The organism is Sulfitobacter delicatus, from assembly GCF_900102535.1.
GTDB classification, from domain to species: domain Bacteria; phylum Pseudomonadota; class Alphaproteobacteria; order Rhodobacterales; family Rhodobacteraceae; genus Sulfitobacter; species Sulfitobacter delicatus.
Window position 1 is genome coordinate 14331 of the sequence record NZ_FNBP01000008.1, and the last position, 22180, is coordinate 36510.

The 22180-nt window shown below is 60.9% G+C and carries 26 protein-coding genes; 9 read left to right on the forward strand and 17 right to left on the reverse strand.

Going from position 1 to position 22180, the window contains the following annotated elements:
* The first annotated feature begins 24 nt into the window (after nucleotides 1-24).
* The 4 genes from BLS57_RS13430 to BLS57_RS13445 all read left to right on the forward strand — a co-directional run bounded on the left by BLS57_RS13430 (nucleotide 25) and on the right by BLS57_RS13445 (nucleotide 2723).
* A complete protein-coding gene (locus tag BLS57_RS13430; protein WP_093743195.1) occupies nucleotides 25-963 on the forward strand; it encodes a flagellin N-terminal helical domain-containing protein in 939 nt (312 codons plus the stop codon).
* A gap of 104 nt (nucleotides 964-1067) precedes the next feature.
* Nucleotides 1068-1472 carry a flagellar biosynthesis regulator FlaF gene (flaF, locus tag BLS57_RS13435; RefSeq protein ID WP_093743197.1) on the forward strand — a complete coding sequence of 135 codons (405 nt, stop codon included), beginning with the start codon at nucleotides 1068-1070 and terminating at the stop codon, nucleotides 1470-1472.
* 1 nt (nucleotide 1473) lies between these two features.
* Nucleotides 1474-1899: a flagellar biosynthesis repressor FlbT gene (locus BLS57_RS13440; RefSeq protein ID WP_093743199.1), complete on the forward strand. Its 426-nt coding sequence runs from the start codon at nucleotides 1474-1476 to the stop codon at nucleotides 1897-1899.
* Nucleotides 1896-2723, forward strand: a complete 828-nt coding sequence (locus BLS57_RS13445; RefSeq protein WP_093743201.1) for a DUF1217 domain-containing protein — start codon at nucleotides 1896-1898, stop codon at nucleotides 2721-2723. The genes BLS57_RS13440 and BLS57_RS13445 overlap by 4 nt, the downstream gene beginning before the upstream one ends.
* Before the next feature lie 30 nt (nucleotides 2724-2753).
* Here BLS57_RS13445 and BLS57_RS13450 read toward each other — a convergent pair whose 3' ends face one another.
* From BLS57_RS13450 to fliF, 5 genes are read right to left on the reverse strand one after another with little or no spacing between them, the layout of a single operon-like run.
* On the reverse strand, nucleotides 2754-3806 hold the full coding sequence (locus BLS57_RS13450) for a flagellar motor switch protein FliG (protein ID WP_093743203.1): 1053 nt from the start codon (nucleotides 3804-3806) through the stop codon (nucleotides 2754-2756).
* Between the two features lie 24 nt (nucleotides 3807-3830).
* Nucleotides 3831-4670 carry a flagellar type III secretion system pore protein FliP gene (fliP, locus tag BLS57_RS13455; RefSeq protein ID WP_093743205.1) on the reverse strand — a complete coding sequence of 280 codons (840 nt, stop codon included), beginning with the start codon at nucleotides 4668-4670 and terminating at the stop codon, nucleotides 3831-3833.
* On the reverse strand, nucleotides 4657-5106 hold the full coding sequence (locus BLS57_RS13460) for a FliM/FliN family flagellar motor switch protein (RefSeq protein WP_093743207.1): 450 nt from the start codon (nucleotides 5104-5106) through the stop codon (nucleotides 4657-4659). The genes fliP and BLS57_RS13460 overlap by 14 nt, the downstream gene beginning before the upstream one ends.
* Nucleotides 5099-5761, reverse strand: coding sequence for a FliH/SctL family protein (locus BLS57_RS13465; protein ID WP_167356435.1), 663 nt, complete (start codon nucleotides 5759-5761; stop codon nucleotides 5099-5101). The genes BLS57_RS13460 and BLS57_RS13465 overlap by 8 nt, the downstream gene beginning before the upstream one ends.
* Nucleotides 5758-7461, reverse strand: a complete 1704-nt coding sequence (fliF, locus tag BLS57_RS13470; protein ID WP_093743211.1) for a flagellar basal-body MS-ring/collar protein FliF — start codon at nucleotides 7459-7461, stop codon at nucleotides 5758-5760. Before fliF ends, BLS57_RS13465 begins: the two co-directional genes overlap by 4 nt.
* A gap of 182 nt (nucleotides 7462-7643) precedes the next feature.
* Here fliF and BLS57_RS13475 point away from each other — a divergent pair, with 182 nt between their 5' ends.
* From BLS57_RS13475 to BLS57_RS13490, 4 genes are read left to right on the forward strand one after another with little or no spacing between them, the layout of a single operon-like run.
* Nucleotides 7644-8201 carry a flagellar basal body-associated FliL family protein gene (locus BLS57_RS13475; RefSeq protein ID WP_093743213.1) on the forward strand — a complete coding sequence of 186 codons (558 nt, stop codon included), beginning with the start codon at nucleotides 7644-7646 and terminating at the stop codon, nucleotides 8199-8201.
* Complete coding sequence (locus tag BLS57_RS13480; protein ID WP_093743215.1) at nucleotides 8198-9151, forward strand: flagellar motor switch protein FliM; 954 nt, start codon at nucleotides 8198-8200, stop codon at nucleotides 9149-9151. Before BLS57_RS13475 ends, BLS57_RS13480 begins: the two co-directional genes overlap by 4 nt.
* Nucleotides 9132-9533 (forward strand): flagellar motor switch protein, encoded by a 402-nt coding sequence (locus tag BLS57_RS13485; protein ID WP_244153692.1) that lies wholly within the window; start codon nucleotides 9132-9134, stop codon nucleotides 9531-9533. The genes BLS57_RS13480 and BLS57_RS13485 overlap by 20 nt, the downstream gene beginning before the upstream one ends.
* Nucleotides 9530-10159, forward strand: a complete 630-nt coding sequence (locus BLS57_RS13490) for a MotE family protein (protein WP_093743217.1) — start codon at nucleotides 9530-9532, stop codon at nucleotides 10157-10159. The genes BLS57_RS13485 and BLS57_RS13490 overlap by 4 nt, the downstream gene beginning before the upstream one ends.
* Before the next feature lie 10 nt (nucleotides 10160-10169).
* Here BLS57_RS13490 and flhB read toward each other — a convergent pair whose 3' ends face one another.
* The 8 genes from flhB to flgB are packed head-to-tail and all read right to left on the reverse strand — an operon-like array spanning nucleotide 10170 to nucleotide 16398.
* A complete protein-coding gene (flhB, locus tag BLS57_RS13495) occupies nucleotides 10170-11288 on the reverse strand; it encodes a flagellar biosynthesis protein FlhB (RefSeq protein ID WP_093743219.1) in 1119 nt (372 codons plus the stop codon).
* Between the two features lie 3 nt (nucleotides 11289-11291).
* A complete protein-coding gene (locus BLS57_RS13500) occupies nucleotides 11292-12047 on the reverse strand; it encodes a flagellar biosynthetic protein FliR (protein WP_093743221.1) in 756 nt (251 codons plus the stop codon).
* 2 nt (nucleotides 12048-12049) lie between these two features.
* Nucleotides 12050-14134 (reverse strand): flagellar biosynthesis protein FlhA, encoded by a 2085-nt coding sequence (gene flhA / locus BLS57_RS13505; RefSeq protein ID WP_093743223.1) that lies wholly within the window; start codon nucleotides 14132-14134, stop codon nucleotides 12050-12052.
* Nucleotides 14131-14964 (reverse strand): lytic transglycosylase domain-containing protein, encoded by an 834-nt coding sequence (locus tag BLS57_RS13510; RefSeq protein ID WP_093743225.1) that lies wholly within the window; start codon nucleotides 14962-14964, stop codon nucleotides 14131-14133. Before BLS57_RS13510 ends, flhA begins: the two co-directional genes overlap by 4 nt.
* Nucleotides 14961-15230, reverse strand: coding sequence for a flagellar biosynthetic protein FliQ (locus tag BLS57_RS13515; RefSeq protein WP_093743227.1), 270 nt, complete (start codon nucleotides 15228-15230; stop codon nucleotides 14961-14963). The genes BLS57_RS13510 and BLS57_RS13515 overlap by 4 nt, the downstream gene beginning before the upstream one ends.
* 3 nt (nucleotides 15231-15233) lie before the next feature.
* On the reverse strand, nucleotides 15234-15566 hold the full coding sequence (gene fliE / locus BLS57_RS13520) for a flagellar hook-basal body complex protein FliE (protein WP_093743229.1): 333 nt from the start codon (nucleotides 15564-15566) through the stop codon (nucleotides 15234-15236).
* Between the two features lie 7 nt (nucleotides 15567-15573).
* On the reverse strand, nucleotides 15574-15984 hold the full coding sequence (gene flgC / locus BLS57_RS13525) for a flagellar basal body rod protein FlgC (protein WP_093743231.1): 411 nt from the start codon (nucleotides 15982-15984) through the stop codon (nucleotides 15574-15576).
* A gap of 9 nt (nucleotides 15985-15993) precedes the next feature.
* A complete protein-coding gene (gene flgB / locus BLS57_RS13530) occupies nucleotides 15994-16398 on the reverse strand; it encodes a flagellar basal body rod protein FlgB (RefSeq protein ID WP_093743233.1) in 405 nt (134 codons plus the stop codon).
* Nucleotides 16399-16468: 70 nt separating this feature from the next.
* Between flgB and BLS57_RS13535 the strand changes: the two genes are divergently transcribed.
* Nucleotides 16469-17809, forward strand: coding sequence for a FliI/YscN family ATPase (locus BLS57_RS13535; protein WP_093743235.1), 1341 nt, complete (start codon nucleotides 16469-16471; stop codon nucleotides 17807-17809).
* Nucleotides 17810-17815: 6 nt separating this feature from the next.
* Here the strand turns inward: BLS57_RS13535 and BLS57_RS13540 are convergent, their stop codons facing one another.
* From BLS57_RS13540 to BLS57_RS13555, 4 genes are all read right to left on the reverse strand, one after another.
* Nucleotides 17816-18964, reverse strand: coding sequence for a lytic murein transglycosylase (locus tag BLS57_RS13540; RefSeq protein WP_093743238.1), 1149 nt, complete (start codon nucleotides 18962-18964; stop codon nucleotides 17816-17818).
* Nucleotides 18965-19069: 105 nt separating this feature from the next.
* Nucleotides 19070-19531 carry a CreA family protein gene (locus BLS57_RS13545; RefSeq protein WP_093743239.1) on the reverse strand — a complete coding sequence of 154 codons (462 nt, stop codon included), beginning with the start codon at nucleotides 19529-19531 and terminating at the stop codon, nucleotides 19070-19072.
* Nucleotides 19532-19601: 70 nt separating this feature from the next.
* A complete protein-coding gene (locus BLS57_RS13550; protein WP_167356436.1) occupies nucleotides 19602-20345 on the reverse strand; it encodes a glycosyltransferase family 25 protein in 744 nt (247 codons plus the stop codon).
* A gap of 74 nt (nucleotides 20346-20419) precedes the next feature.
* The gene (locus BLS57_RS13555) at nucleotides 20420-22177 is read right to left on the reverse strand and encodes a SulP family inorganic anion transporter (RefSeq protein WP_093743243.1); all 1758 of its coding nucleotides are present in this window, start codon (nucleotides 22175-22177) and stop codon (nucleotides 20420-20422) included.
* Nucleotides 22178-22180: the final 3 nt, after the last annotated feature.

Sequence of the window (22180 nt, forward strand, 5' to 3'; positions counted from 1 at the left end):
ACTAGAATAGTCTGGAATAACAAAATGTCTTCTATCAACACAAACAACTCCGCAATGAACGCTCTGGCCACGCTGCGGAACGTTAACCAAGGCCTGGATCAAACTCAGAACCGCATCTCGACAGGTCTGAAAGTCTCCAGCGCTGGCGACAACGCCGCCTACTTCGCCATCTCGGAAACGATGAAGGGTGACAGCGGTATGACCAAGTCGATCAACGAAAGCTTGACGCTGACGAAGAACTCGCTCGCGACCGCAAACGTGGGTGCAGACAGCTTCAAAGACCTCGCGCGTCAGTTCTCTGAGCGTGTTGCTTTTGCACAGGCTGGCGGTAGCGTCGACGAAGTTAAGGACGAACTTGACGAAATCGTAAAGCAGATGGACGCGTCTATCAGCCAAGCGACCTTCAACGGCGACGATCTGATCGGCTCTGGCAACACTGTTGCGACAGCTACCACAGTTGCCGCTGACGGCTCGATCAGTGCTGCCGCAACAACCACCGAAGGCGCGCGTTCTATGTCGGTCGTTACCGGTATTACCCGTAGCGGTACCGGCATCACTGCGACTTCGATGGACGTTGACGGGGTTGACCTGAAGCGGACCTACACCGACTTCGCGGCGATTGCGACAGCATTCAAATCTGGCTTCGATACTGCGGCTGGTACAAGCGAGGCGGCTAGCCAGACTTACCTCAACAACTCTCTGAGTGCTGTTGAAGGTCTGTTGGGCGAAGCGATCTCTGCTTCCACAACCCTCGGCGTTGGCCAGCAGTCGATCGAAAACCAGCAAGAGTTCTTGACTAAGCTGACCGACAACCTCGACTCCGGCGTTGGCGCCATGGTTGACGCCAACATGGAAGAAGAAGCGGCCCGTTTGCAGGCTCTGCAGGTTCAGCAGCAGCTGGCATCGCAGTCCCTGTCGATCGCCAACCAGGCACCGCAGAACATCCTGAGCCTGTTCCGCTAAGGACTAGGTTAATCGGGGCCGAAACCCAGCGTTTCGGCCCCGTTCCACCGCATCAGAATTTGCGGTCGGGGGACAGCAATATATAAAAACAAGGAAGAATTCCTATGGGGCTGGCAGCATACAAGAAAACAATTCGCGAAAGCGAAACACCGCGGCAGATCGAGCGCCGCATTTTGTCGCGCGTCACACACGACCTCGCCGAAAAAGGCCAAGGGTTTGATGCGACCGAAGAAAAGAGCGAGCGTCTGAACATTCTCGCGTCTGGTCTTCGCGAAGCACTCTACGAGAACCAACGCTTTTGGTCGGCACTGCGCTACGACCTGGCTGAGCCGGGCAACACCATGCCCGACGCGCTGAAAGCATCTCTTATTTCTATCGCGCTTTGGGTTGACCGTCACAGCACTGCGTTAATGGCTGGCGAAGGACGCCTTGCCGGTTTGGTTGAGATCAACGGCAATATCGCAGCCGGTTTGGCTGGGCAGACCACGCCAACAGTGCGGGGGGTATGAAATGCTAAAGCTAACCCTCCGACCCCGAGAACGCGTAGTGGTGAACGGTTGCGTGATCCGTAACGGTGATCGCCGCCAAGCGCTCACGGTAGAAAATCGCGCTGACATCGTGCGTGAATCTGACTTGCTGAAGCCAGACGCTGAATCCACGCCTGTTTCGAAGGTCTATTTCCTTGTACAGACTGCCCTGATCCGTCCCGACACTCGCGAAAAAGTATTGCCAATGATCCAAGACGGTCTGGCCGATCTCGCCTGTTGCTTCGGCGCAGATATGCGCGCTCGGATTATGGAAGCGGCAAACTTCGTCAGCATGTCCGATTTCTATAAAGCAATGAGTGAACTGCGGACTGTCTTAAAATATGAGACTGAGCTGATGCAGCTACGCCCGGTTCCCCCAGCCTCGGGTCAAGAGATGGCGCACGCATGATTTCACTGAGCGGCATGAGCACGCAAGTGGCGGTCAAGTTGTTTGACGCAACCCGCGACAAACAGCTTGACCTTGCTGCTCAGAATGCTGTGAACGCTCGACAAATTGAAGCCTTCCAAGAACGTGTTGGTTCGATCAGTTCCGCTAAGGAGTTGGTAGCAGATACCGAAGTCTTTTCTTTCATCATGCGCGCCTTCGATCTCGAAGATCAGATTTTTGGCAAAGCAATGATCCGCAAAGTACTGGAAAGTGACGGTGACGATCCTTCTGCCCTTGTGAATCGACTTAGCGATCCCAGAATCAAAGAGATGTATCAGGCTCTGGATTTTGAGCCCGACGGCGGTCGGAGCTTCAACCTTTATAAGACTGAATGGCAGGACGAAATCATCGACCGTTTCAAAGAAAGGGTCGTCCTAAATGCTGCCGGTGCAGAAAACGAAGGCGCGCGGATCGCATTGGAGTTCAAATCCAAAGTTTCAGAGATCGATAATTGGCTTGATGTGCTTAAGGATGCCGATCTGGGCAGTTTCATGCGTCGCGCCTTAGGGCTGCCCGATGAAGCTATCGGCGTCGATCTCGACCGCCAGATCGCCATGTTTGAGCAGAAGTTCGACATCGAAAAGCTGAAGGACCCGGCCGAGGTCGACAAGCTCGTCTCGCGGTTTTCGGCGATCTACGATGCGGTCGAAGGCGTATCATCGCAGTCCAGCACCGTGCTCTCGCTAATGCAGGGCGCTGTGTCGATCGGGCAGGGCAGCAGCTTTACCATCGCCACAATCGACATCCCCACGGTCAGCGGTAGCAGCTACAGCGCGTATAGCTAAGCCCGCGCGCCACGCCGAGCCAACTTAAACTCACTCGATAAACTCGTCGTCCTCGTCAGAGCTCGACGGCAGTTCGATGACACCCTCATCGGCAAGGCTCTTGGCATATTCCACCATTGCCGCCTGCGCCGCCCGCACATCGCGCCCCCGTACCGGGCCCGTTGCGGCCATTTCATCCATCAACATCTGGCGCGAGCGCTGTGGCAGGCATTCCATCAGGTGATCGCGCTGGTCCTTCTTGGCCCCGCGCATGGCCAGCGGCAGGGTGGCCCCATCCAGCCCGCGCATCACCTGTGCCAGATCCTGCATTGGCAGGCGGAACAGATCATCAAAGACGAACATGCGCTGTTTGATCGCCTGAAAGGCGTCGGGGATGCGTTTGTCGAGCTCGGAGGAGAGATCCTCAAAGGCCTGGCCGTCGAGTTGGTTAAACAGGTCGGCCATGCGCTGATGGGTTTCCACCGAATTGGTGTGCATCGCGTTCGACAGGATGTCCTGTTTCAGCGTTTCCTCGATCTGCTGCATCATATGCAACGGCACAGCCTCCATCGCGATCATACGCTCGGCGATGTCCCGCATCCGCTCTGGCCCGAGCAGGGGGAGGACTTTCGCTGCGACAGCCGTGTCCACGTTATTGAGGATCGCCGCCGCGGTCTGATCGTGCTCATCCTTCAGGTAGTTCGCGATAACCGTCTCATCCAGCGCGCCGAAACCCTTCCACATCGCGCTTTCGCGCTCGGTGTTCTTCAGCCCTTCGAGGATACCAGAAACCTGCTCCTCCGGCATAAACCGCCGCAGCATGGACTCCGCCGTAGCGATTGACCCGACGACCGATCCGGTGCCGCTGATCACCCGCTGGGTGAACTCGCTCAGGACTTTCTCGACCACCTCTGCGGGGATCGGGCCAAGGCAGCTCATCGCGCTGGTGATGCGCTCGATCTCGGCGGTGCCAAGCTTTTGCATGAGGTCCGACCCCGCCTGTTCGCCAAGACAAAGAAAGGTAATCGCGGCCTTGGTCGGCCCCGTGAGGTCATTGGCGTTAAACGGTGCCCGGCGGGTCTTGGTAGCGGTGTTGGTGGACATCGAAATATTCCTTCTCAGGGCAGGTCAGCCGCCGGCCAATGGCACGTAGCTTTCGATCAGCGATCCGGCCAGCATGTACCAGCCGTCAATCAGAACAAAGAAGATCACCTTGAACGGCAAGGAGATCAGCACAGGCGGCAGCATCATCATGCCCGCACTCATCAGCACCGAAGCGATGATAAGGTCGATGGCGACAAAGGGCAGATAGATCAGAAAGCCGATGGTAAAGGCGCGGCGTAGCTCGGAAATCATAAAGGCCGGCACAAGGTGCCGGAACGAGGTTTCCTCCGCAGAGGCGGGCATGGGCGGGGCCTCTCCCGTTTCATCCTCGGGCGCTGTGACCCGCAGGAACAGGGCGTAATCCTCAGGCCGCGTGTTCACGAACATAAAAGAGCGGAAGGGGTCGGCAATGCGCTCCAGCGCTTGCTCTTCGGCAATGGCATTGTTCAGAAGCGGCACAACACCGCCTTCATAGGCGTCCTCGAACACCGGCTGCATGACAAAGAACGTCATAAACAGCGCGAGGGAGGTCAGCACGATGTTCGGTGGGGTCTGGTTCAGGCCAAGCGCAGAGCGCAGCATCGACAGGACAATGACAAAACGGGTGAAGCTGGTCATCACGACCAGCAGCCCCGGTGCGATGCTGAGTACGGTGATCAGTGCGATGAACTGGACGATCCGGCCCGAGAGATTGGCGTTCTCGTCACTGCCGGGGGCGGTATCCCCGATCACGTCCGACAGCGTGCCCAGAAAGCCGCCGTCTTGCGCCACAGCCATGCCGCTGCCGGCGAGAAGCACCAGCAGGGCAAGGCCCAAACGGCCCGGCGCCCAAAGGCGCAGGGAGGGGAGGTTAGTCAGGAACATAATCCTTGACGATCTGGGTGAGCGAAACGCCGAGCCGGTCTTCGCCGACTTTCACCAAGTCACCGCGGGCCACCAGACGGTCAGAAACCATCAGGTCCACCGGCGCGCCGATCTTGCGGTTCAGCTCTACGATAGAGCCGCGCGTGAGTTCCAGCAGGCGCGAGATCGGCATGCGGGCTTGCCCCAGTACAATCTGCACGTCCAGCCCGACATTCAGCATGGCATTGATGCCGGTGCTGCCGGGCTCTGCACGCGGTGCCAGCGCATTGCGCGAGTCCTCGGTATCCAACTGCGGGAAGACACCCGCTTCGCTGGCACTGGTCGTCCCGGTGTTGCCGAGCGCATCAGCGCGGGGCTGTTCCTCCGGCGTGGTGTCCGGCGTTGCGTCGCTTTTGGGATCGGTATCCTTGGCGGATTGCAAATCAGGCTTATCCATGTCCGTCCTTCTCCTTTTGTGCTTCTAATGCCCGCCTGTGGGTCTCGCGCAGTTCGGCGAGCAGACGGTCGCAAATCTTTTTGAACCCGTAATCAAGGCTCCCGTGATCCCACTCCATCCGCGCATCACCGTCGGCAATGGCCGGGTCAGCCTGCACGTCAAGCGCGCCGTCGCATTTGTAATAGGCCGCACGATTGCGCAGTTCAGGGCCGATCTGTTCCAGCGTTGCGGGCGAGAGGCGCACTTTGATCCGGCTCGACCCGATGGCCATTTTCAATGATTGGGTCACGGTCTTTTTCACCCGCTCGATGGACAGACGCTCAATCACCTCGGGCAGCACGATCTCGCAGGTCTGCAGGGTGAATCCCACGACCTGCGCCACCAGCGCCTCGTTGTGCTCTTTCGAAGAGGTCGCCAGACGCGCCAGTTCCTGTGCAAGCTTTTCCGCCATTTCGGCGTGCTCAGCCTGCATCTGCTTGTGCATCTCTGCCCGGCCAGCGTCGGCCCCCTGCAGGTACCCTTCAATATGGCCTTGTTTGTGGGCCTTCTTAATTTTTGCCTCGATCTCTTCGGCGGTGGGCAGGTCGGGGTCTTGCACCCGGCCTGTACCGTTCGGATCTTCGTCAAAGTTGCGCAGCTTCAGGGTCGAGATCATGCCTCTTCCCCTTCTGCCAGCCATTCACCCAGCACCCGCAGGGCGTCGTCCGCGTTGTTCTGGGCCAGTTCGGCAACGGTACGGATCTGGCTATGCTGCAAGGCACCATCGACAGAGGCCAGATGCACCAAATCGCGGGGCATCTCGTCCATCGGGGCCAGCACTGATCCGGTTTGGGATGTCGCTGGCGTCGGCAGGCGGTTTTGCGTGTTTGCCGGGGTCGATTGGTCGGAGAGCGCTTTGGTTTCTGTCTCGCCCGGACCGCCCAGCAGGGCTGCATCGGCGCCAGCACCGGCCAAAGCAGGCTGCGGTGCGGCGGCGTCCAGCACCATGCGCAGGGGCCGCGCGCCAAGGACCATAATGATCGCCACCAGCGTCAGACCAAAGAGCGAGCGCAGGATGGTCATGGCATTGTCGGCGAGTACGGCACCGATGCCGCGGCCTACGGGGTTATTGAACTCGGAATCGAAGTCGAGGAACTGAAGGCTGTCCACTTGCACCTGATCGCCGCGTGTCTCGTCAAAGCCGATGGCGGTGCTGACCAGTTGCGTCAGACGCTGCATCTCTTCTTCGCTGCGCTCGATATAGCCTTCGGAGCCGTCGGGCAGGGTGCCGTAGCTGCCGTTGACTAGTACGGCGACAGAGATGCGCTCGATGTCACCCGGCTCGCGCACCAGCTCACTTTGCACCGAGCCGATCTCGTAATTAATGATCTCGTCGTTCTCGCTGCGCGTTGACTGGCCCGCCGCGCCGCCGCCCGCATCATCGCGCAGCTCGTCAGGAATGTTGTTGCCCACGTCGACGTTGCCATTGGCGGGGTCGGTCTCGTTAGAATTGCGGGTCCGGGTCTCGATCGAGCGGGCGACCTGCTGGGCCGGGTCAAAGCTGCGCGAGACGCGGACTTCGCGCTCGGTGGTCAGGTCAACGCTCACCCGCACGCGAGTGTTGCCGGGGCCGACGCGGGCGTTCAGGATCGATTCAACCTTCTGCGCCAGTTGCTCTTCGATCATGCTGCGCTGGCCTTGCAGCGAATAATCAGAACTGCCGCCGTCGTCCTTGGCCAAGATCGTCTCACCTGTGCCGGAAAGGACGGTCACATTCTGCGCCTCTAGGTCCGCCACGGCAGAGGCGACCAGCGCCTGAATCGCCTGCGCCTGACGGCGGGTGATGCTGGCATTGGCCTGCGCCCGCACGATGACCGAACCGCTGGCTTCGGGCTGGCTGCGCGAGAACGCGGCGCGTTCGGGCAGCACCAAATGCACCCGCGCGGCCTTGATGCCGCTGATGGTCTGGATCGAGCGGGCCAATTCGCCCTCAAGCGCGCGCAGACGGTTCACCTTTTGCATGAAGGAGTTCATCCCCATGCCCGACATCTCGTCGAAAATCTCCCAACCCGGCACGCCTTCGCCCGGCAGCCCTGCATCGGCCAGCGCCATGCGGGCGCGGGCGATGTCATCTTCGGCCACGGAAATCGTATCGCCATTGCGCGACAGGTCCACCGTCAGCCCAGCTTGCTCAAGCGTCTGCATCATCTGCGAGGCGGTGCCGGGGCTCAACTGGCTGTAGACGGGAACATAGGTCGGCGCAAAGATCGTGCGCGCCCCGATCAGAATTGCCGCCGTGATCGCAAGCCCAATGCCGCCCAACATTGCCAAACGTTTGGGGCCCAAATCTCTGAGGTTTTCGACGATCTGATTCACTTGGCCTCACCTGTTTAATTGGTCCCAGCATTCCCTGCTCGGCACCCGCTATGCAAGTATATATCGATTTATACTTGCTCGATGTGGGAAATAAACAGGTTTCTGTTGCAATAAAGCTTGATTGAAGATGTATTTGTTCTTGCGTATGGCGCTCCTCGCGCGATCTGAGTAAGACTGGAAATATGAAAAAGATTGTCGCTATCCTTGCTGTCGCTCTCCTCTGCGCCGTTGCCGCGATCGGCGGGGCAGCTTTGGCAATCGGCCCGTCGACCATGTTGAAAATGGTCGGGCTCGGGGGCGATACGCCAGCGGAAACTCAGGACGCTGAAGGCGAGAAGTACGCCAAGGCAGACGGCGACAAAGACGATGGCCATGGCGGCAAGGATGAGCATGGTAAAGACGGCAAAGAGGCGAAAGCCAAGATGCCGGTCATGCCCTTCCCCGAAATCATCGTGAACGTGACCGACACCGGCCCGCAGGGGGGCAAGACCAGCCGTTTCCTTAAGCTCAACATGCTGATGGTCTATGACGACACGCTCGAAGGTGCGGATCGCTTGGTGGCGCGCGAAATCTATCTGCGGGACAGCTTCCAAGACTTCCTGCGCCAGTTGCATGTCAGCGACCTGAGCGGCAGCTACGGTCTCGCGATGCTGAAAACCGAACTGCTCCGCCGCGCTCGGGCCGTGGGCCATACCGAAGCGCCGCGGGAAATTCTGATCGCGGATATGGTGGTGCAATGAGCGCGACAACTTCGCCCCAGGAAGAGGCGCTGAGCCTCGAAGAAACGATGATCCGCCAAGCGCGGGAGAGCTTTCAGCGGCTGCCCACCTTGGAAATTATCGTCGACCGGCTCTTGCTGGCGCTGGTGCCTGATCTGAAATCCTACTGCACTGTTTCGCCTGAAATTGAGCTGCAGTCGCTGGAATACCTCCCCTATGAAGACGCGATGGAAGCCACGCAGGCGCCCTCACTCTTTGCCATTGCCGACGCGCAGGGTTGGAACACCCAGATCGCCTGTGTTGTCGAACCTGACCTCCTGTTCTCGGTGTTGGAGATTATGCTCGGCGGCCGTCGCGCGCCGCCAAACGAATGGAAACCGCGCGGGCTGACTGCCATCGAGCAAAAGCTTGGCCGCCGCTTGGCGGAGTTGTCGCTTAAGGTGCTGAGCAATTGCCTCGCCGACATCAGCCCGGTTACCTTCGACATCCAATCGCTGGAATCCAACCCGCGCTCTGTCATGCTGGCAGCGCCGCGTACGGCGACAGTGGCGGTGCGCCTGCATATGTCCTTCGAAGACCGCAGCGGGCATATGACGCTAATCCTGCCCTACGGCAATCTTGACGAAGTCAGCGCACAGCTCGCGCAGCCCTTCCTTGGCGGGCGGTCCACGACGGATAGCAACGCGCGCAAGGATATGAACAACCAGATTTCCAGCACGACCGTGACGATCACCGGTGTCTTGCAAGAGGTCAAAATCCCATTGCGCGAAGTGATGGAGTGGAAGCCCGGCCATGTGATTGACCTTGGCATGACGGTGGACACGCCCGTGGTCGGCATGGTCAACGCCCAGCCGATGTTCCAAGCCGCCTTTGGCCAACGCAGCAACGGCGCGCTGGCGCTGCGGGTGATCCAATCCCTGCTGCCCGCCGAGACTGAGGAGGAGATCGACGATGATGCCAGCCTTGATTGATATCATCATCATCGTGCTGCTGGTCGGCACGCTGGTCTATGCCTTTATCCTTGACCGCCGCGTGCGCAGCCTGATGGAATCCCTGCGCGAGATGGAGCCGATGGTTGGCGCATTCTCAAGCGCGGTTGATCAATCCACCAAATCGGTTGAAGAACTGCGCGATCTCAGCGCCAAGGCGCAACGCCCTGAACCACCTGTGCAAAAGCAAGCGCCCCAGCCGCGCCATGCGCCAGCAGAGGCCGCGCCCCTCAGCCAAAGCCCCGCAGAAAAACGCGCTGCCCGCCTCAAAGGTCGGGCACAGGTGCGCGGGCAGACAGCGGTGCAGGGCAAATCCGAACTGGTCCGCACCTTTTTCGACATCACTAAGGAGCGCAAGGAATGAGCCGTATTTCCCTGCCTAAGATCGCCCTTCTGGGCCTCGGGGTTGCCGGGGTGCTCAAGCTCACGGTGGAATTCATGCCGATGATGGCGATTGCCGAGACCCCGGCAGAAAAGCCGCCGGTTCCGGTCGAACTGGCCGCCGCCCCCGCGCCGCCCAGCTATGACGCCAGCGCGCCCGGCGAAAGCGGCATGTGCGAGCCGAGCCATCTCATTGCCGAAGCCATCGCTGAAGAACGGGCCTTGCTTAAAGACCAACGCGCTACCATCGCGGACCGCGAAGCAAAACTGGCGCTGGCCGAGCAGAGCCTCAAGGCCGAGCAGACGCGTCTTGCCAACCTGCGCGACGAGATTGGCGCACAGCTCAAGGTGATTGACGAGGCCAACAATCAAGACATGACCAAACTGGTCGAGCTTTACCGCAATATGAAGCCGCAGGTCGCGGCGGGCATCATGGATGAGATTGATATTGAGACCGCCGTGCAGGTCATCGGCGCCATGCCAGAGCGTGATGCGGCGCAGATCATGGGGTCATTCAGCCTTGTCCGCGCCCGGCTGATCACCAAGATTTTGCTGGAACGCTCCAAACTCCCCGCTGATCGCAATCTCGAAGGGCTCAAGCTTCGCTAGGGCAGGGCGCTTAATCCTCGCGCACTGTTGAGCCTGCGGGCGGCTTGCGGCGCACGTTGCGGCGCATGTCCATGACAAAGCCAATGATCTCGGCCACCGCCTGCCAATGTTCCATCGGGATGCGCTCATCAACCTCGACAGTGGCGTGCAAAGCCCGGGCCAGCGGGCGGTTTTCGATCATCGGAATGTCGTGCTCTTTGGCCAACTCCCGGATGCGATGCGCCATGACGTCGGCACCCTTCGCCACACAGACCGGCACATCATCCTCGCCCTGTTCATATTTCAGCGCCACGGCGAAATGCGTCGGGTTGGTCAGGATCACGCTGGCACCCGGGACCGCCTGTGCGATGCGCTGGCGTGCGCGGGCGCGGCGGAGTTCGGCGCGGCGGCCCTTGATCTGCGGGTCGCCTTCGCTGTCCTTATGCTCGTCGCGGATTTCCTTAAGGCTCATCATCTGCTTCTTTTTCCACTGCGCGCGCTTCCAGATGATGTCAGCAATGGCAATCGGCACCAGCAGCACCGTGGTCACCATGAAAATCCAGCGGACCTTGCCCAAAGCTTCGGGCAGCAGGGTTTCGGGCAGAAAGGCCTGTGTCTGACCCAGCGACTGCGCAATGTCGCGCACCACCCAGACAGTGATAAACCCGATCACCAGCACTTTGGCGGTGTTCTTGCCAAACTCGACAAAGGCTTCAGCCGAGAACAGACGTTTGAACCCCGACAGCGGGTTCAGCTTTGACGGTTTCGGCTTGATCCGCTCGGCCGAGACCACGGTCTCGCCTTGGATCATCACCCCGAACAGCGCTGCCAGTACCATGATCCCCACCACCGGCATCATCGCGAGACCCAGGGTAAAGCCTAAACCCTTGAGCACCTGACCGGCCTCCACCACACCCGCGCTGCCGGTGCTGATTGCGGTCATTCCTGCATTAGTTAGGGGGCGTTGCAGCGCATCGACGATACCCCCGATGGAATTGGGCAGTACAAAGACCAGCACCATCAGCAGTGAAAACACCACCATCGCCGTCCCGGTCTCGCGCGATTGGGGCACGTCGCCTTTCTTGCGGGCGTCGCGCAGTTTTTTCTCGGTTGGCTCTTCGGTCTTACTGCTCTTGTCTTCTTCCGACATGGCTCAGAATCCGTAGCTGGTCAGCCAATCCGCGAAAGGCTCAAGGAACCCCCGCATCATGGTCGGAACCGCCAGCACCATCAAGGCCAAGCCCGCCGCGATCAGCAAAGGCTGCGCGATAAAGAAGACCTGAAGGCTCGCCATCATCCGGTTCGCCAGACCCATGCCCACGTTCAGCACCAAGCCGGCCACATAAAAGGGCGCGGCAATCGACAGGCCAAGATACATGCTCACCTGTGCCGCGCGGGCGAATTGGTCTGTGAGGTCCGAGAGCATGAAAGTCCCCGGCTCAAAGACCGTGTAGGACATCAACAGGGACTCGATGATCAGGTGATGCAGATCGGTGATAAAGATCAGCGCCGTGGCCCCCGCCAGCAGCATCGCCGCCATGGTAGTGGCCCCCTCAAAAGCCCCGATGCTGGGTGCCAGCGCATTGGCCAACCCCGACATCAGCGCCATCTGATAGCCCGCAAACTGCAGTGCCGAGAGCAGCGTTCGTGCCACCAGCCCGATCCATAGCCCGACCGTGACCTCTGCGCCAAAAATCAGCAAGAGCGCACCGGGGCGGTCCTCAGACACCGGACCGAGCCCCGTAGCAGGGTAGAGGGCGGCGCTCAGGATCAGGCCAAAGAACAGCCGATGTCGGGTGGGAACTGAGGTTTCGCCAAAGCCCGGCATGAACAAAATGGCCCCGCCGATACGGGCGAAAACCACGAAGTACCCCATCAGCGCATCGGTGAGGAAGGCAGCAAGGTCCATGCCTAGCCCCCGATGGTGGCGACGGTCCGCAGTGACACCTTGCGGTGGATTTCGGCGTTGGAGATCACTGGCGTCATCGGGCTGACCCGTTCCAGCATGGAGCGCACATAGGACCGCGCCTCGGGGTTCACCATCAGCGCGGGCCAACTGTCCTCAGAGGCAAAGCGCTGAATCTGCTGGCGCGCTTGCAACACAAACTCCTGCACCCGTTTAGGCGACATGACAAAGGTACGCTCTTCGCCGACGATCTTCACAGCCTCGATGAACTCCGCCTCCCAAGAGGGCGACAGCGTGATGACCGGCACGAACCCCTGACCGTCGGCCAATCCTTGGCAAATCTGGCTTGACAGGCGGCGGCGGACATTCTCCAGCACCAGCGCAGGCTTGCTGGTCTGGCGTGTGGCCTCGGCCATCGCCTCCACGATCAGCGGCAGGTTGCGGATCGACACACGCTCCAGCAGCAGTTCTTGCAAGACCTGCTGCACCATGATCGCAGGGGAGGGGACGGGGAGGTCGCTCACCAACTTCTGATAGTTTCGGTCCAGCCCCTCAATCGCTTCCTTCGCCGCGCCATAGGTCAGCAGCTCGGCCATGTTTTCTTTGACGACCTCAGTGAGATGCGTGGTGATGACGCTCTCGGGGTCCACGACCGTATAGCCCTGCGCTTCGGCCTGATCCGCTACCTTGCTGTCGACCCAAAGCGCGTCCAAGCCGAACGTCGGTTCGCGCGTCGCCTCACCGGGCAGCGCCAGCGGCGCGCCTTCGGGGTTGATCACCATCATCTGATTGGCGCGGATGTCGCCCTTGGCCACATCAACGCCGTGAATCTGGAAGGAATAGCTGTTGATCGGCAGGCTGACGTCGTCCTTGATCCGCACCGATGGCATCGGGAAGCCGAACTCTTCGGCGAAATGCTTGCGCAGGGATTTGATCTTGCTCGGCAGCACCGCGTCGGGGCGGTTGGCCAGCGCGACAAGCCCTTCGCCCAGTACCAGACGCAACTCATCCAGATGCATCGGGTTGGTCTCAGCTTCAGGGGTGTCCTGCTTTTGCTGCTCAGCCGCGTCGGCGCGAGCCTTCTCTCCGGCGGCCTCAACCGCGCCGCGCTGGATCATCACACCCAGCCCCACCATAGCCGCGGCCAACAGGGCAAAGACAAACAGCGGGAAGCCCGGCAGCAGGCCAATGCCAAAGAGCAGCATCGCCGCCATGTAAAGCGCCTTGGGGAAGTTCGACAGCTGGTCAAACACCGCTTCATTCGCCGCGCCCCGCGTGCCGCCCTTGGTCACGATCAGACCGGCGGCCAAGGACACCACCAGCGCCGGGATTTGGCTGACCAGCCCGTCGCCGATGGTCAGCGAGGTAAAGACGTTGAACGCATCGCCCACGCCCATGCCGCGTTGCACGACGCCGATCAGAATACCGCCGATGACGTTGATCAACGTGATGATCAGCCCCGCAACCGCATCGCCGCGCACAAACTTCGACGCACCGTCCATGGCCCCGAAGAAGGCGCTTTCGTCTTCCAGTTCTTTCCGGCGGCGCTGCGCCTCGTCTTCGTCAATCAGCCCCGCGCCCATGTCGGCATCAATCGCCATCTGCTTGCCTGGCATCGCATCCAGCGAGAAGCGGGCGGCGACTTCGGCGATGCGGGTCGAACCCTTTGTAATCACGACGAAGTTAATGATGACGAGGATCGCAAAGATCACCACGCCAATGACGAAATTCCCCGCCACGATGAACTTGGAGAAGCCTTGGATTACATTGCCCGCCGCATGCATCCCCGCATGGCCCTCGCTGAGGATCAAACGGGTCGAGGCCACGTTCAGCGACAGGCGCAGCATGGTGGTGACCAGCAAGAGGGTCGGGAAAGAGTTGAACTGCAAAGGTGAGGGGATCCACAGCGCAACCATAAAGATCAGTACGCTGAGCGACAGCGACAACGCCAGACCGAAATCCAACAAGATCGGCGGCAGCGGCAGGAACAGAACCGCCAGTACCAGCGACATGCCGACGGCAAAGCTGACGTCTTTATTGGCCCCGAACATATTCAGCTGCGGCAGGACGGAATTCGGTTTCGTGCTCATCCTGCATCCTCCGCCCGTACGGTGGTAAACTGCGGCAGAACCGGCTGCATCTCATGCGCGGAATAGAGCGAACGGCGGGCGTTCTCCGCTCCGCCAATCTGCGCACCCCATGTGGCCCGTGCGGCCAATCGGTTATAGCCACCCTTGGCTTTCGCCGTAGGCTTGCGTGGCTCAGGCGCGGCGGGGCTGGCACTTGCCAGTGCCTGAAACTCCGGCAGCCGTGCATTGGCGGCGGAAATGTTCTTCTGCAGACGGTCGAGGTAGGTGTCGCGGAACTCAGGCTCAAAGGAATGATACGACCCCGCCGCCTGCATCCAACTGCCCGTGCGCCGGTGCAGCCGCTTCAGGAACCGCGCCGCGTAGTCGACATTGGCGCGCGGATCAAACCCTTCGGTCACATCAGCAAAAGCCTCAGGGTGCCAGCGCAGGTTAATTTGCATACAGCCCACGTCGATCGAGCGAATGCCTGTCGACCGCCGCTCGGCCACCCAATCCAGCGCCGCGCGTTGATTGTCGAACAAACGCCCTTCGCCCGCCGCGTTGACGGCATAGGGCCAGACAGTGAAATGCCCGTTGCGCCGCGTCCCAGCCTCTTGCAGCCCAATGGCCAGCAGCAGGTTGTCTGGAATCCCATGCCGCAGCTGCGCGGCGAGGATTTCGCGGATGCAAATGCCCTCCGGCCCGCCCTTGGCGGCGAGCGTCCGGGCGGTCTTGGTGACAGCATTGCTCTGCGACGGCTCATAGAAAGAGCCCCAGCCCTGCGCCGCAGCAGGCCCCGCAAGCACAGCAGCCACAAACGCCGCACGAGCGATATGCCAAAATACCCTCACAACCCACCGCTCTGCACGAGGTCAAAGACCGTGTCGGACAGGTTCTTCAGCGTGGCATACATGAACGGGGTCGCGGCCAGCAGCGTGAGAAAGATCATCACGATCTTCGGCACGAAGGTCAGCGTCATTTCCTGAATCTGCGTTAGCGCTTGGAAAAACGCGATCACCAGACCAATGCCCAAGGCCACCCCCAGCACCGGGCCCGAGGCCAAAAGCACGGCCATCACGGTGTCTGAGATAATGTCATAGGTCTGGGTTTCGGTCATGGCCTAGATCGGCATCCGCAGGATTTCCTGGTAGGCTTCGACGAATTTGTCGCGCACCGACACGGCCACTTTCACAGTGGGTTCCATCGCCAGCATGGCTTCCACCACCTGCTGCGTATCTGCCTCACCGCGCAGCCCGGCTTGCGCCACGGCCTCGCCTCCGCGCACGGTTTCCAGCGCGCTTTCAGACGCCTGCTGCACCATATTGGTGAAACTATTGGCACTGGCCCCGGCCTCTTCGGCAATGGCTTCGCCTTTTTGCCCGGTCAGGGATTGCGAGGTGCGGTAGGCACCCCGGACCGCGGCGGTAGAGATCAAGGAAGCAGGATCGCTCATGTCAGCCTCACTTCAGCAGGTCGAGCATCTGGCTGCGCATCCGGCGGCCTGCTTCGAACATGTTCATATTGGCTTCGTAGTTGCGCGAGGCTTCGCGCATGTTGGCCATCTCGATGATCGGATCGACATTGGGCCGTTTGACATAGCCGGTCTCATCCGCCGCGGGGTGGGCCGGATCATAATCGCGGCGGAAGGGCGACTGGTCGCGGCCGATGTCATCCACCGTCACCAGCGAGCCGCCGCTGTTGCTGTCGATCAGCTCGGAAAAGCTGATGGTCTTGCGGCGAAAGGGGTCGGCGCCCGGCGTTGTCCCGGTTGAATCGGCATTGGCAACGTTTTCCGAAATCACCCGCAGACGCGAGGTCTGCGCGGTCATGCCGCTGGCGGCGATCTTTGCGATAGACTGAAGCGGATCCATGCGTTTTCCTTACCTGTTTCCAGTGACGGCCATCGTCAGCAGGTCATAGCTCTTGCGATAGAGCTGTGCTGCCATTCTGTATTGATCGCTGATCTCGGCGGCGCGAACGGATTGTTCTTCGAGGTTCACCGTATTGCCGTCGAGCGTGCTGCTCGTCGCGTTGCGGTCATCCATCGTGCGCACGCCGGGCGTGACATTGGCCACGCCGGTCAGATGTTTGTCATGGGTGGTGACAAGGCCCGTGCCGCGCGACAGCTCACCGCTCAGCATGGTCTCGAAAGACGAGACATCCCGCGCTTTGTAGTTCGGCGTGGCGGCATTGGCGATGTTTTCAGAAGTCACCTTTTGCCGGGCCGAAAGCCATTGCAAGCGGTCCGAAGCGAGTCCAAGGATAGAAAGATTAGACAAGTTCATTTTTTTGCCTATAGCCTGTTTAATTCTTGTATAGTAAATATTACCCCGCGCTCCTAGAGGAAATTTATCCATGCAGACACTCTTTTCCGAGCTGACAAGCTTTGCCCGCGAGGCGGGGGAGGCTGAGATCACCGGCGAAGTGCGCGCGATCACCGGCATTACGCTCACCGCCGTGGGGCTGGAACGGGTGCTGGGCATCGGCGAGCGCTGCATCGTGCATGGCTCTGACGGTCCGGTTCATGCCGAGGTTGTGGGCATCGGGACACAGGGCACCGAATTGCTCCCCTTCGGCTCTTGGCGCGGCGTTGCGGCGGGGGACCGGGTCGAGGTTGCGATTGGCCGCGATGTGATCCGCCCGGATGAAAGCTGGAAGGGCCGCGTCATCAGCGCTTCGGCCAAGCCGCTCGACGGCAAAGGCCATCTGCCCGAAGGCACCCAACCGCGCCCCCTGCGCGCAAGCCCCCCCGGCGCCTTTGACCGCAAACGCATCGGCCCGAAACTCGCAACCCATGTGCGCGCGCTCGACGTTTTCACCCCGCTTTGCCAAGGCCAACGCCTCGGCATCTTTGCAGGCTCCGGCGTGGGGAAATCGACGCTTATGGCCATGCTGGCACGCTATACAGAGTGTGATGTGGTGGTCATGGCGCTGGTCGGCGAGCGGGGGCGAGAGGTGCAGGATTTCATCGCGACAGACCTCGGCCCCGAAGGCATGGAGAAAGCCGTTCTCGTCGTCGCCACCGGGGACGAGCCGCCGCTCACCCGCCGCCAAGCCGCATGGACCGCCATGGCCGTGGCCGAGCATTTCCGCGACCAAGGCCAGCATGTTCTGCTGTTGATGGACAGCGTGACCCGCTTTGCAATGGCGCAACGCGAGATCGGCCTCGCCTCTCGCGAGCCACCGACCGCAAAGGGCTACCCGCCAACAGTCTTCTCTGAACTGCCGCAGATGCTGGAACGCGCGGGGCCGGGGCCGGTGGGCAAGGGCGACATCACCGCGATTTTCACCGTGCTGGTGGACGGCGACGACATGAACGACCCCATCGCCGACGCCGTTCGCGGCATCACCGATGGGCACATCGTGCTTGACCGCCGCATCGCCGAAAAGGGCCGCTATCCAGCGATTGACCTGCTCGCCAGCGTCTCGCGGACGTTGCCGGATTGTCACAGTGATGTCGAATATACGCTGCTCACGGCGGCCCATAAGGCGCTCGCGGCCCATGCCGACATGGAAGAACTGATCCGCATCGGCGCCTATCGCAGCGGCAGCAACCCCGAGCTTGACCGCGCCATCGCCTTTGCCGGCCCCTGCGAGACGTTCCTCGGCCAGCGCAAAGCCGACCACACCCCACCCGCGACCGCCTTTGCGGAGATCGCGGGCATGTTGGACCGCGCCGGGATCAGCCCTGGCTAAACCCGTTCAGCGCAGACGGCGCAGCAGGTCTACCGAAGGCTCACCCGTCGCGGGCAGACCGACGCTCTGCTGATAGGCGCTGATCGCCTTACGGCTGTTCGGCCCGATCACCCCGTCAGTGCCGTCAGTGTCAAAGCCGCGTACGGTCAAGCGGCGCTGCAACTCCATTCGGTCATCCTTGGTCAAGCCATTGGCATCCGGCGGGAAGCTGCCGCGCAGCGGGCCGCCCCCGGCGATCCGGTCGGCCAGATGGCCCACGCCAATCGCATAGCTGTCGGAGTTGTTGTAGCGTTTCAGCGCGTTGAAGTTGCGGGTCACGACGAACTTCGGCCCTCCCGCCTGCGGCTGCAAAACCGACCCGGCGCTTGCAGGCATATCGCCCAACTCTCCGCCCCACTTCAGACCTTTCTGCCAGCCATTGCGCGCCAGATAAGCAGCCGTTGAAGCCAGCGCATCGGTCGGATCGCCTGACCAGATGTCGCGCCGCCCGTCGCCGTTAAAGTCCACCGCAAAGGCTTGATAAGATGTAGGGATAAACTGCGTATGCCCCATCGCCCCGGCCCAAGAGCCGGTCAAACCGCCCGCGCTCACATCACCGTTCTGCAAGATCTTCAGCGCCGCAACCAACTGCTTCTCAAAGAACGCCCCGCGCCGCCCGTCATAGGCCAGTGTCGAAGTGGCCGAGACCACCGGCACATCGCCGCGTCGCTCGCCAAAGAAACTCTCCAGCCCCCAGACCGCCGCTACGATCTCTGCCGCCACCCCATAGCGCGCCTCAATCGCTGTGAGCGAACTGCGGTGCCGCGCGAAGGCCGCACGCCCCTTAGATACACGTTCGTCCGAGGCCGCGATGGCGAGGTAGTCTTCAAGCGAGCGTTTGAATTCAGTCTGGTTGCGGTCGCGCTTGACCACACCGGGCAAATATCCCGCCCCGTTGAACCCACGGCTCAGCGTGCTTGCTGAAATCCCCTGCGCCGCCGCGCGGGTCTTGAACGCGGCGACCCACGCGTCATAGCCCGCGTTCGGCACGGGCTGCATATCCGTCGCCAACCCTGCCGCCGCGACCGGGCCGAGCACTCCGCCGCCCGTAGAGCAGGCTGAGGTCAGCCCAAGCGCTGCGAGGCCAAATGCGAAAGTTCTGCGTGAATGTCTCATGAAACCTGCCTGTGCTACGTCATTGCGTTTTGCGCAGCATATCGCAGGTCAGTCGCCCGGCAAGGCGACTTTGCAGCCGTGGCAAGGCTTTGCCGAAGAATTCGGTTATTGCCCGGGGGTATAAAGCGGCACAGTAGACATCGACATTTTTGCCGAACCGTCCTGCACCCGCTGGCTGTGGCTGATATAGATCAAGGTATTGTTCTTCTGATCAAAAATTCGCTTCACCCGCAGGGTTTTGAAAATGATCGAGCGGCGTTCGCTAAAGACATTCTCGCCTTCGTCGTCCATCTCGATATCACCGATCTCAATCGGCCCCGTCTGGCGGCAGGAGATCGAAGAGTTCGACGGGTCCTCAAACCAGTTGCCCTTCTGGAACCGGTCAATTAAACCACGCTCGAAATAGGCCAGATGGCAGGTCACACCCTTGACCTTAGGATCTGCCACCGCCTCAACAACAATGTCATTGCCCAGCCAGTCGACATCGACATTGCCCACCTGTTCGGCCATGGCCGTGGTGGTGATCAGACTGGCGGTGAGGGCGGCGAGGGTGTGTTTTATCTTCATGCCAGCCTAACGCGCCGGGGGCAGGGTGGTTCCCCTTGTTGAACGGTTAATATGGGGCGGGTAGGGCGTGCTAGCCCTGCCGTGACGCGTTCTGGTACTGCGCGGCCCGGCGGGCCATTCTGTGACGGTAGATCGGGCGCAATATCTCGCGACGCAATTTCTCAAATCCGCCAGTCTTGCGGCTATTGAGGCTGCCGCCCAAATCACCCGAAACCTCTTGCACCCCCGACGGCCAGACCGTCAGCACCCGCGCCCCATGCAACCACTGCATCTGCACAAAATCATCGACGGGGCGGTCAAATTGTTCAGACGCCGCGAGCAGTGCCTCCGCCGCCCCCCGACTGACCAATTGCGCCTGCATGCCCAGCCCGACCCGATCGTAGGCCAAAAGCCGGGCAGGGCCGTTGCTGGCGATCACCTCCACCGGGGTGCCGCGCTCCTTGATCGGCAGGCGGATGAAATCGCCGGGGCGCAGGTGGTCCAGCGCAAGGCTCAATGCGGGGGGGAAGATGTCCGCGTCAAATTGCAGGTCGTCTTCAAGGATCAGTGCTGCATCCAGCCCCTGGTCAACGATCCTCTGCCAGCATCGCCGATGGCTGTGAAAGACCGCGATCTCCGACAGACGCAGTTCAAATGGATAACGCGGCTGCGATAGGCGCGGCTGATAAGCATGCTTTTGCAGTTCGGCAAGCTGTTGCCCGTCCACGGCGTCCACAACCTCAGCAGGCAGAGGCAAGCGCTCTTGCATTGCCGCCACCTGCGCGCGCCGTGCTGTTGCCCGCGCGAGGTGAATAATCATCGCCTGCGTTTTCATATGCCCCTCTCGGCTCGGCCTGTCTGATGCGAACATAGGGCGCCAGCGCGAGGGTTGCGAGAAAGACTTCGCGGCTACCCCTCGCGCCGCGCCGCCGTTTCTTCGGCCCCCGGCACTTGCTTGGCCAAAGCGCAGACCGCTTCATGCTGGCTCAAGAACACCTGCCCGGTTAGCTCGTCCAAGAAATGGCTCCGCTGCAGCCGATCCATCACTGGGCCCTTCACCTCGCTGAGGTGCAGGCGGATGTCGGCATCCTTGAGCCGCGTATTGATCGCTTCCAGCGACTCCAGTGCCGAAAGGTCAATCTCATTCACCGCGGGGAACATCAAAACGACGTCCGTCAGTTCGGGTTTATCCGCCGCATGGCGCGACAACTGGTCTTCGAGGTAGCGCGCATTGGGGAAATAGAGGCTCTCATCCACTCGCAGTGAAAGCACATGCGGTTGGGTCTCAACCTCATGGCGCAAGACGTTGCGGAAATGCTCGGTTCCCGGCACGCGCCCCACGACGGCCATATGCGGTCGCGAGGTCTTGTAGAGATGCACGAGGATCGACGTAATCACCCCGGCGCTAACCCCGGCCTCGACGCCAAAGATAAGGGTCAGCAGGATCGTCACGCTGACGGCGGCAAAATCCGCATGGCTGAAGGCCCAAGCGCGTTTGAGGATCGAGAAATCCACAAGGCTCAGCACCGCGACGATGATCGTGGCGGCCAGAGTGGCCTTTGGCAGGAAGAAGATCAGCGGGGTGAGAAACAGCGCCGCAAGGCCCAGCCCGACAGCGGTAAAGGCACCAGCGGCAGGGGTCTCAGCGCCCGCATCAAAGTTCACCACCGAGCGCGAAAATCCCCCCGTGACCGGAAAGCCCCCGGTAAAGGCCGCGCCAAGGTTTGCACTGCCCAGCCCGATCAACTCCTGATCCGGATCAATGCGCTGGCGTTTTTTGGCGGCCAAAGTCTGCGCGACCGAGATGCTTTCGACAAAGCCGATGATCGAGATCAGCAGCGCAGGGATAAACAGTTGCGACAGCAGGTCGGGCGAGAAAGAGGGTAGGGTCAGCGGCGGCAGGCTCTGCGGCACTTCGCCCACAATCGCCACGCCCTTTTCGCCCAGATCAAAGGCCCAGACGGCTAGCGTCGTGCCGACAATCGCCAACACCGGCCCCATCTTGGCCCCGATATCCGCCATACGCGGCCCCAGCCCCATGCGTTTCAACAGAGGCTTCAATCCTCCCCGCACCCAGAACAGAAAGCCCGTGGCGGTCACGCCCAGCAGGACGGTGATAAAGTTCACCTCGCCCAGATGCGCCCAAAGGCTGGCGAGGATCTCGACGAGCGTATGCCCTTCGGCCTCGATCCCCAAAATATGGCGCAACTGGCTCGCGGCAATCAGAATGCCCGACGCCGTGATGAACCCCGCAATCACCGGATGCGACAGGAAATTTGCCAAAAACCCCAGCCGAAACAGGCCCAGCGCCAGCAGCATTGCCCCCGACAGAAACGCCAGCGTCAACGCCGCAGTAACGTAGCCCGCCGTCCCACTCTCCGCGATATTGCCGACCGCCGCCGCCGTCATCAGCGACACCACCGCCACCGGCCCCACGGCCAGCGCCCGGCTGGTGCCGAAAATTGCATAAAGCACAATCGGCGCGATCGACGCATATATCCCCGCTTCGGGCGGCATCCCTGCCAGCAACGCATAGGCCAGCGACTGGGGGATCAGCATGATCGTCACGATCACGGCGGCCACCATGTCTCCGGTGAACTGGCCACGGTCATAGCGGCGTCCCCAGTCGAGGATCGGCAGGTATTGCGCAAGCGGGGGCAGGGTCATGTC

Coding starts and splice junctions, on each gene's coding strand:
- BLS57_RS13430 (WP_093743195.1), top strand. CDS start 25: ATGTCTTCTATCAACACAAACAACTCCGCAATGAACGCTCTGGCCACG.
- flaF (WP_093743197.1), top strand. CDS start 1,068: ATGGGGCTGGCAGCATACAAGAAAACAATTCGCGAAAGCGAAACACCG.
- BLS57_RS13440 (WP_093743199.1), top strand. CDS start 1,474: ATGCTAAAGCTAACCCTCCGACCCCGAGAACGCGTAGTGGTGAACGGT.
- BLS57_RS13445 (WP_093743201.1), top strand. CDS start 1,896: ATGATTTCACTGAGCGGCATGAGCACGCAAGTGGCGGTCAAGTTGTTT.
- BLS57_RS13450 (WP_093743203.1), bottom strand. CDS start 3,806: ATGTCCACCAACACCGCTACCAAGACCCGCCGGGCACCGTTTAACGCC.
- fliP (WP_093743205.1), bottom strand. CDS start 4,670: ATGTTCCTGACTAACCTCCCCTCCCTGCGCCTTTGGGCGCCGGGCCGT.
- BLS57_RS13460 (WP_093743207.1), bottom strand. CDS start 5,106: ATGGATAAGCCTGATTTGCAATCCGCCAAGGATACCGATCCCAAAAGC.
- BLS57_RS13465 (WP_167356435.1), bottom strand. CDS start 5,761: ATGATCTCGACCCTGAAGCTGCGCAACTTTGACGAAGATCCGAACGGT.
- BLS57_RS13475 (WP_093743213.1), top strand. CDS start 7,644: ATGAAAAAGATTGTCGCTATCCTTGCTGTCGCTCTCCTCTGCGCCGTT.
- BLS57_RS13480 (WP_093743215.1), top strand. CDS start 8,198: ATGAGCGCGACAACTTCGCCCCAGGAAGAGGCGCTGAGCCTCGAAGAA.
- BLS57_RS13485 (WP_244153692.1), top strand. CDS start 9,132: ATGATGCCAGCCTTGATTGATATCATCATCATCGTGCTGCTGGTCGGC.
- BLS57_RS13490 (WP_093743217.1), top strand. CDS start 9,530: ATGAGCCGTATTTCCCTGCCTAAGATCGCCCTTCTGGGCCTCGGGGTT.
- flhB (WP_093743219.1), bottom strand. CDS start 11,288: ATGTCGGAAGAAGACAAGAGCAGTAAGACCGAAGAGCCAACCGAGAAA.
- BLS57_RS13500 (WP_093743221.1), bottom strand. CDS start 12,047: ATGGACCTTGCTGCCTTCCTCACCGATGCGCTGATGGGGTACTTCGTG.
- flhA (WP_093743223.1), bottom strand. CDS start 14,134: ATGAGCACGAAACCGAATTCCGTCCTGCCGCAGCTGAATATGTTCGGG.
- BLS57_RS13515 (WP_093743227.1), bottom strand. CDS start 15,230: ATGACCGAAACCCAGACCTATGACATTATCTCAGACACCGTGATGGCC.
- fliE (WP_093743229.1), bottom strand. CDS start 15,566: ATGAGCGATCCTGCTTCCTTGATCTCTACCGCCGCGGTCCGGGGTGCC.
- flgC (WP_093743231.1), bottom strand. CDS start 15,984: ATGGATCCGCTTCAGTCTATCGCAAAGATCGCCGCCAGCGGCATGACC.
- flgB (WP_093743233.1), bottom strand. CDS start 16,398: ATGAACTTGTCTAATCTTTCTATCCTTGGACTCGCTTCGGACCGCTTG.
- BLS57_RS13535 (WP_093743235.1), top strand. CDS start 16,469: ATGCAGACACTCTTTTCCGAGCTGACAAGCTTTGCCCGCGAGGCGGGG.
- BLS57_RS13540 (WP_093743238.1), bottom strand. CDS start 18,964: ATGAGACATTCACGCAGAACTTTCGCATTTGGCCTCGCAGCGCTTGGG.
- BLS57_RS13545 (WP_093743239.1), bottom strand. CDS start 19,531: ATGAAGATAAAACACACCCTCGCCGCCCTCACCGCCAGTCTGATCACC.
- BLS57_RS13550 (WP_167356436.1), bottom strand. CDS start 20,345: ATGAAAACGCAGGCGATGATTATTCACCTCGCGCGGGCAACAGCACGG.
- BLS57_RS13555 (WP_093743243.1), bottom strand. CDS start 22,177: ATGACCCTGCCCCCGCTTGCGCAATACCTGCCGATCCTCGACTGGGGA.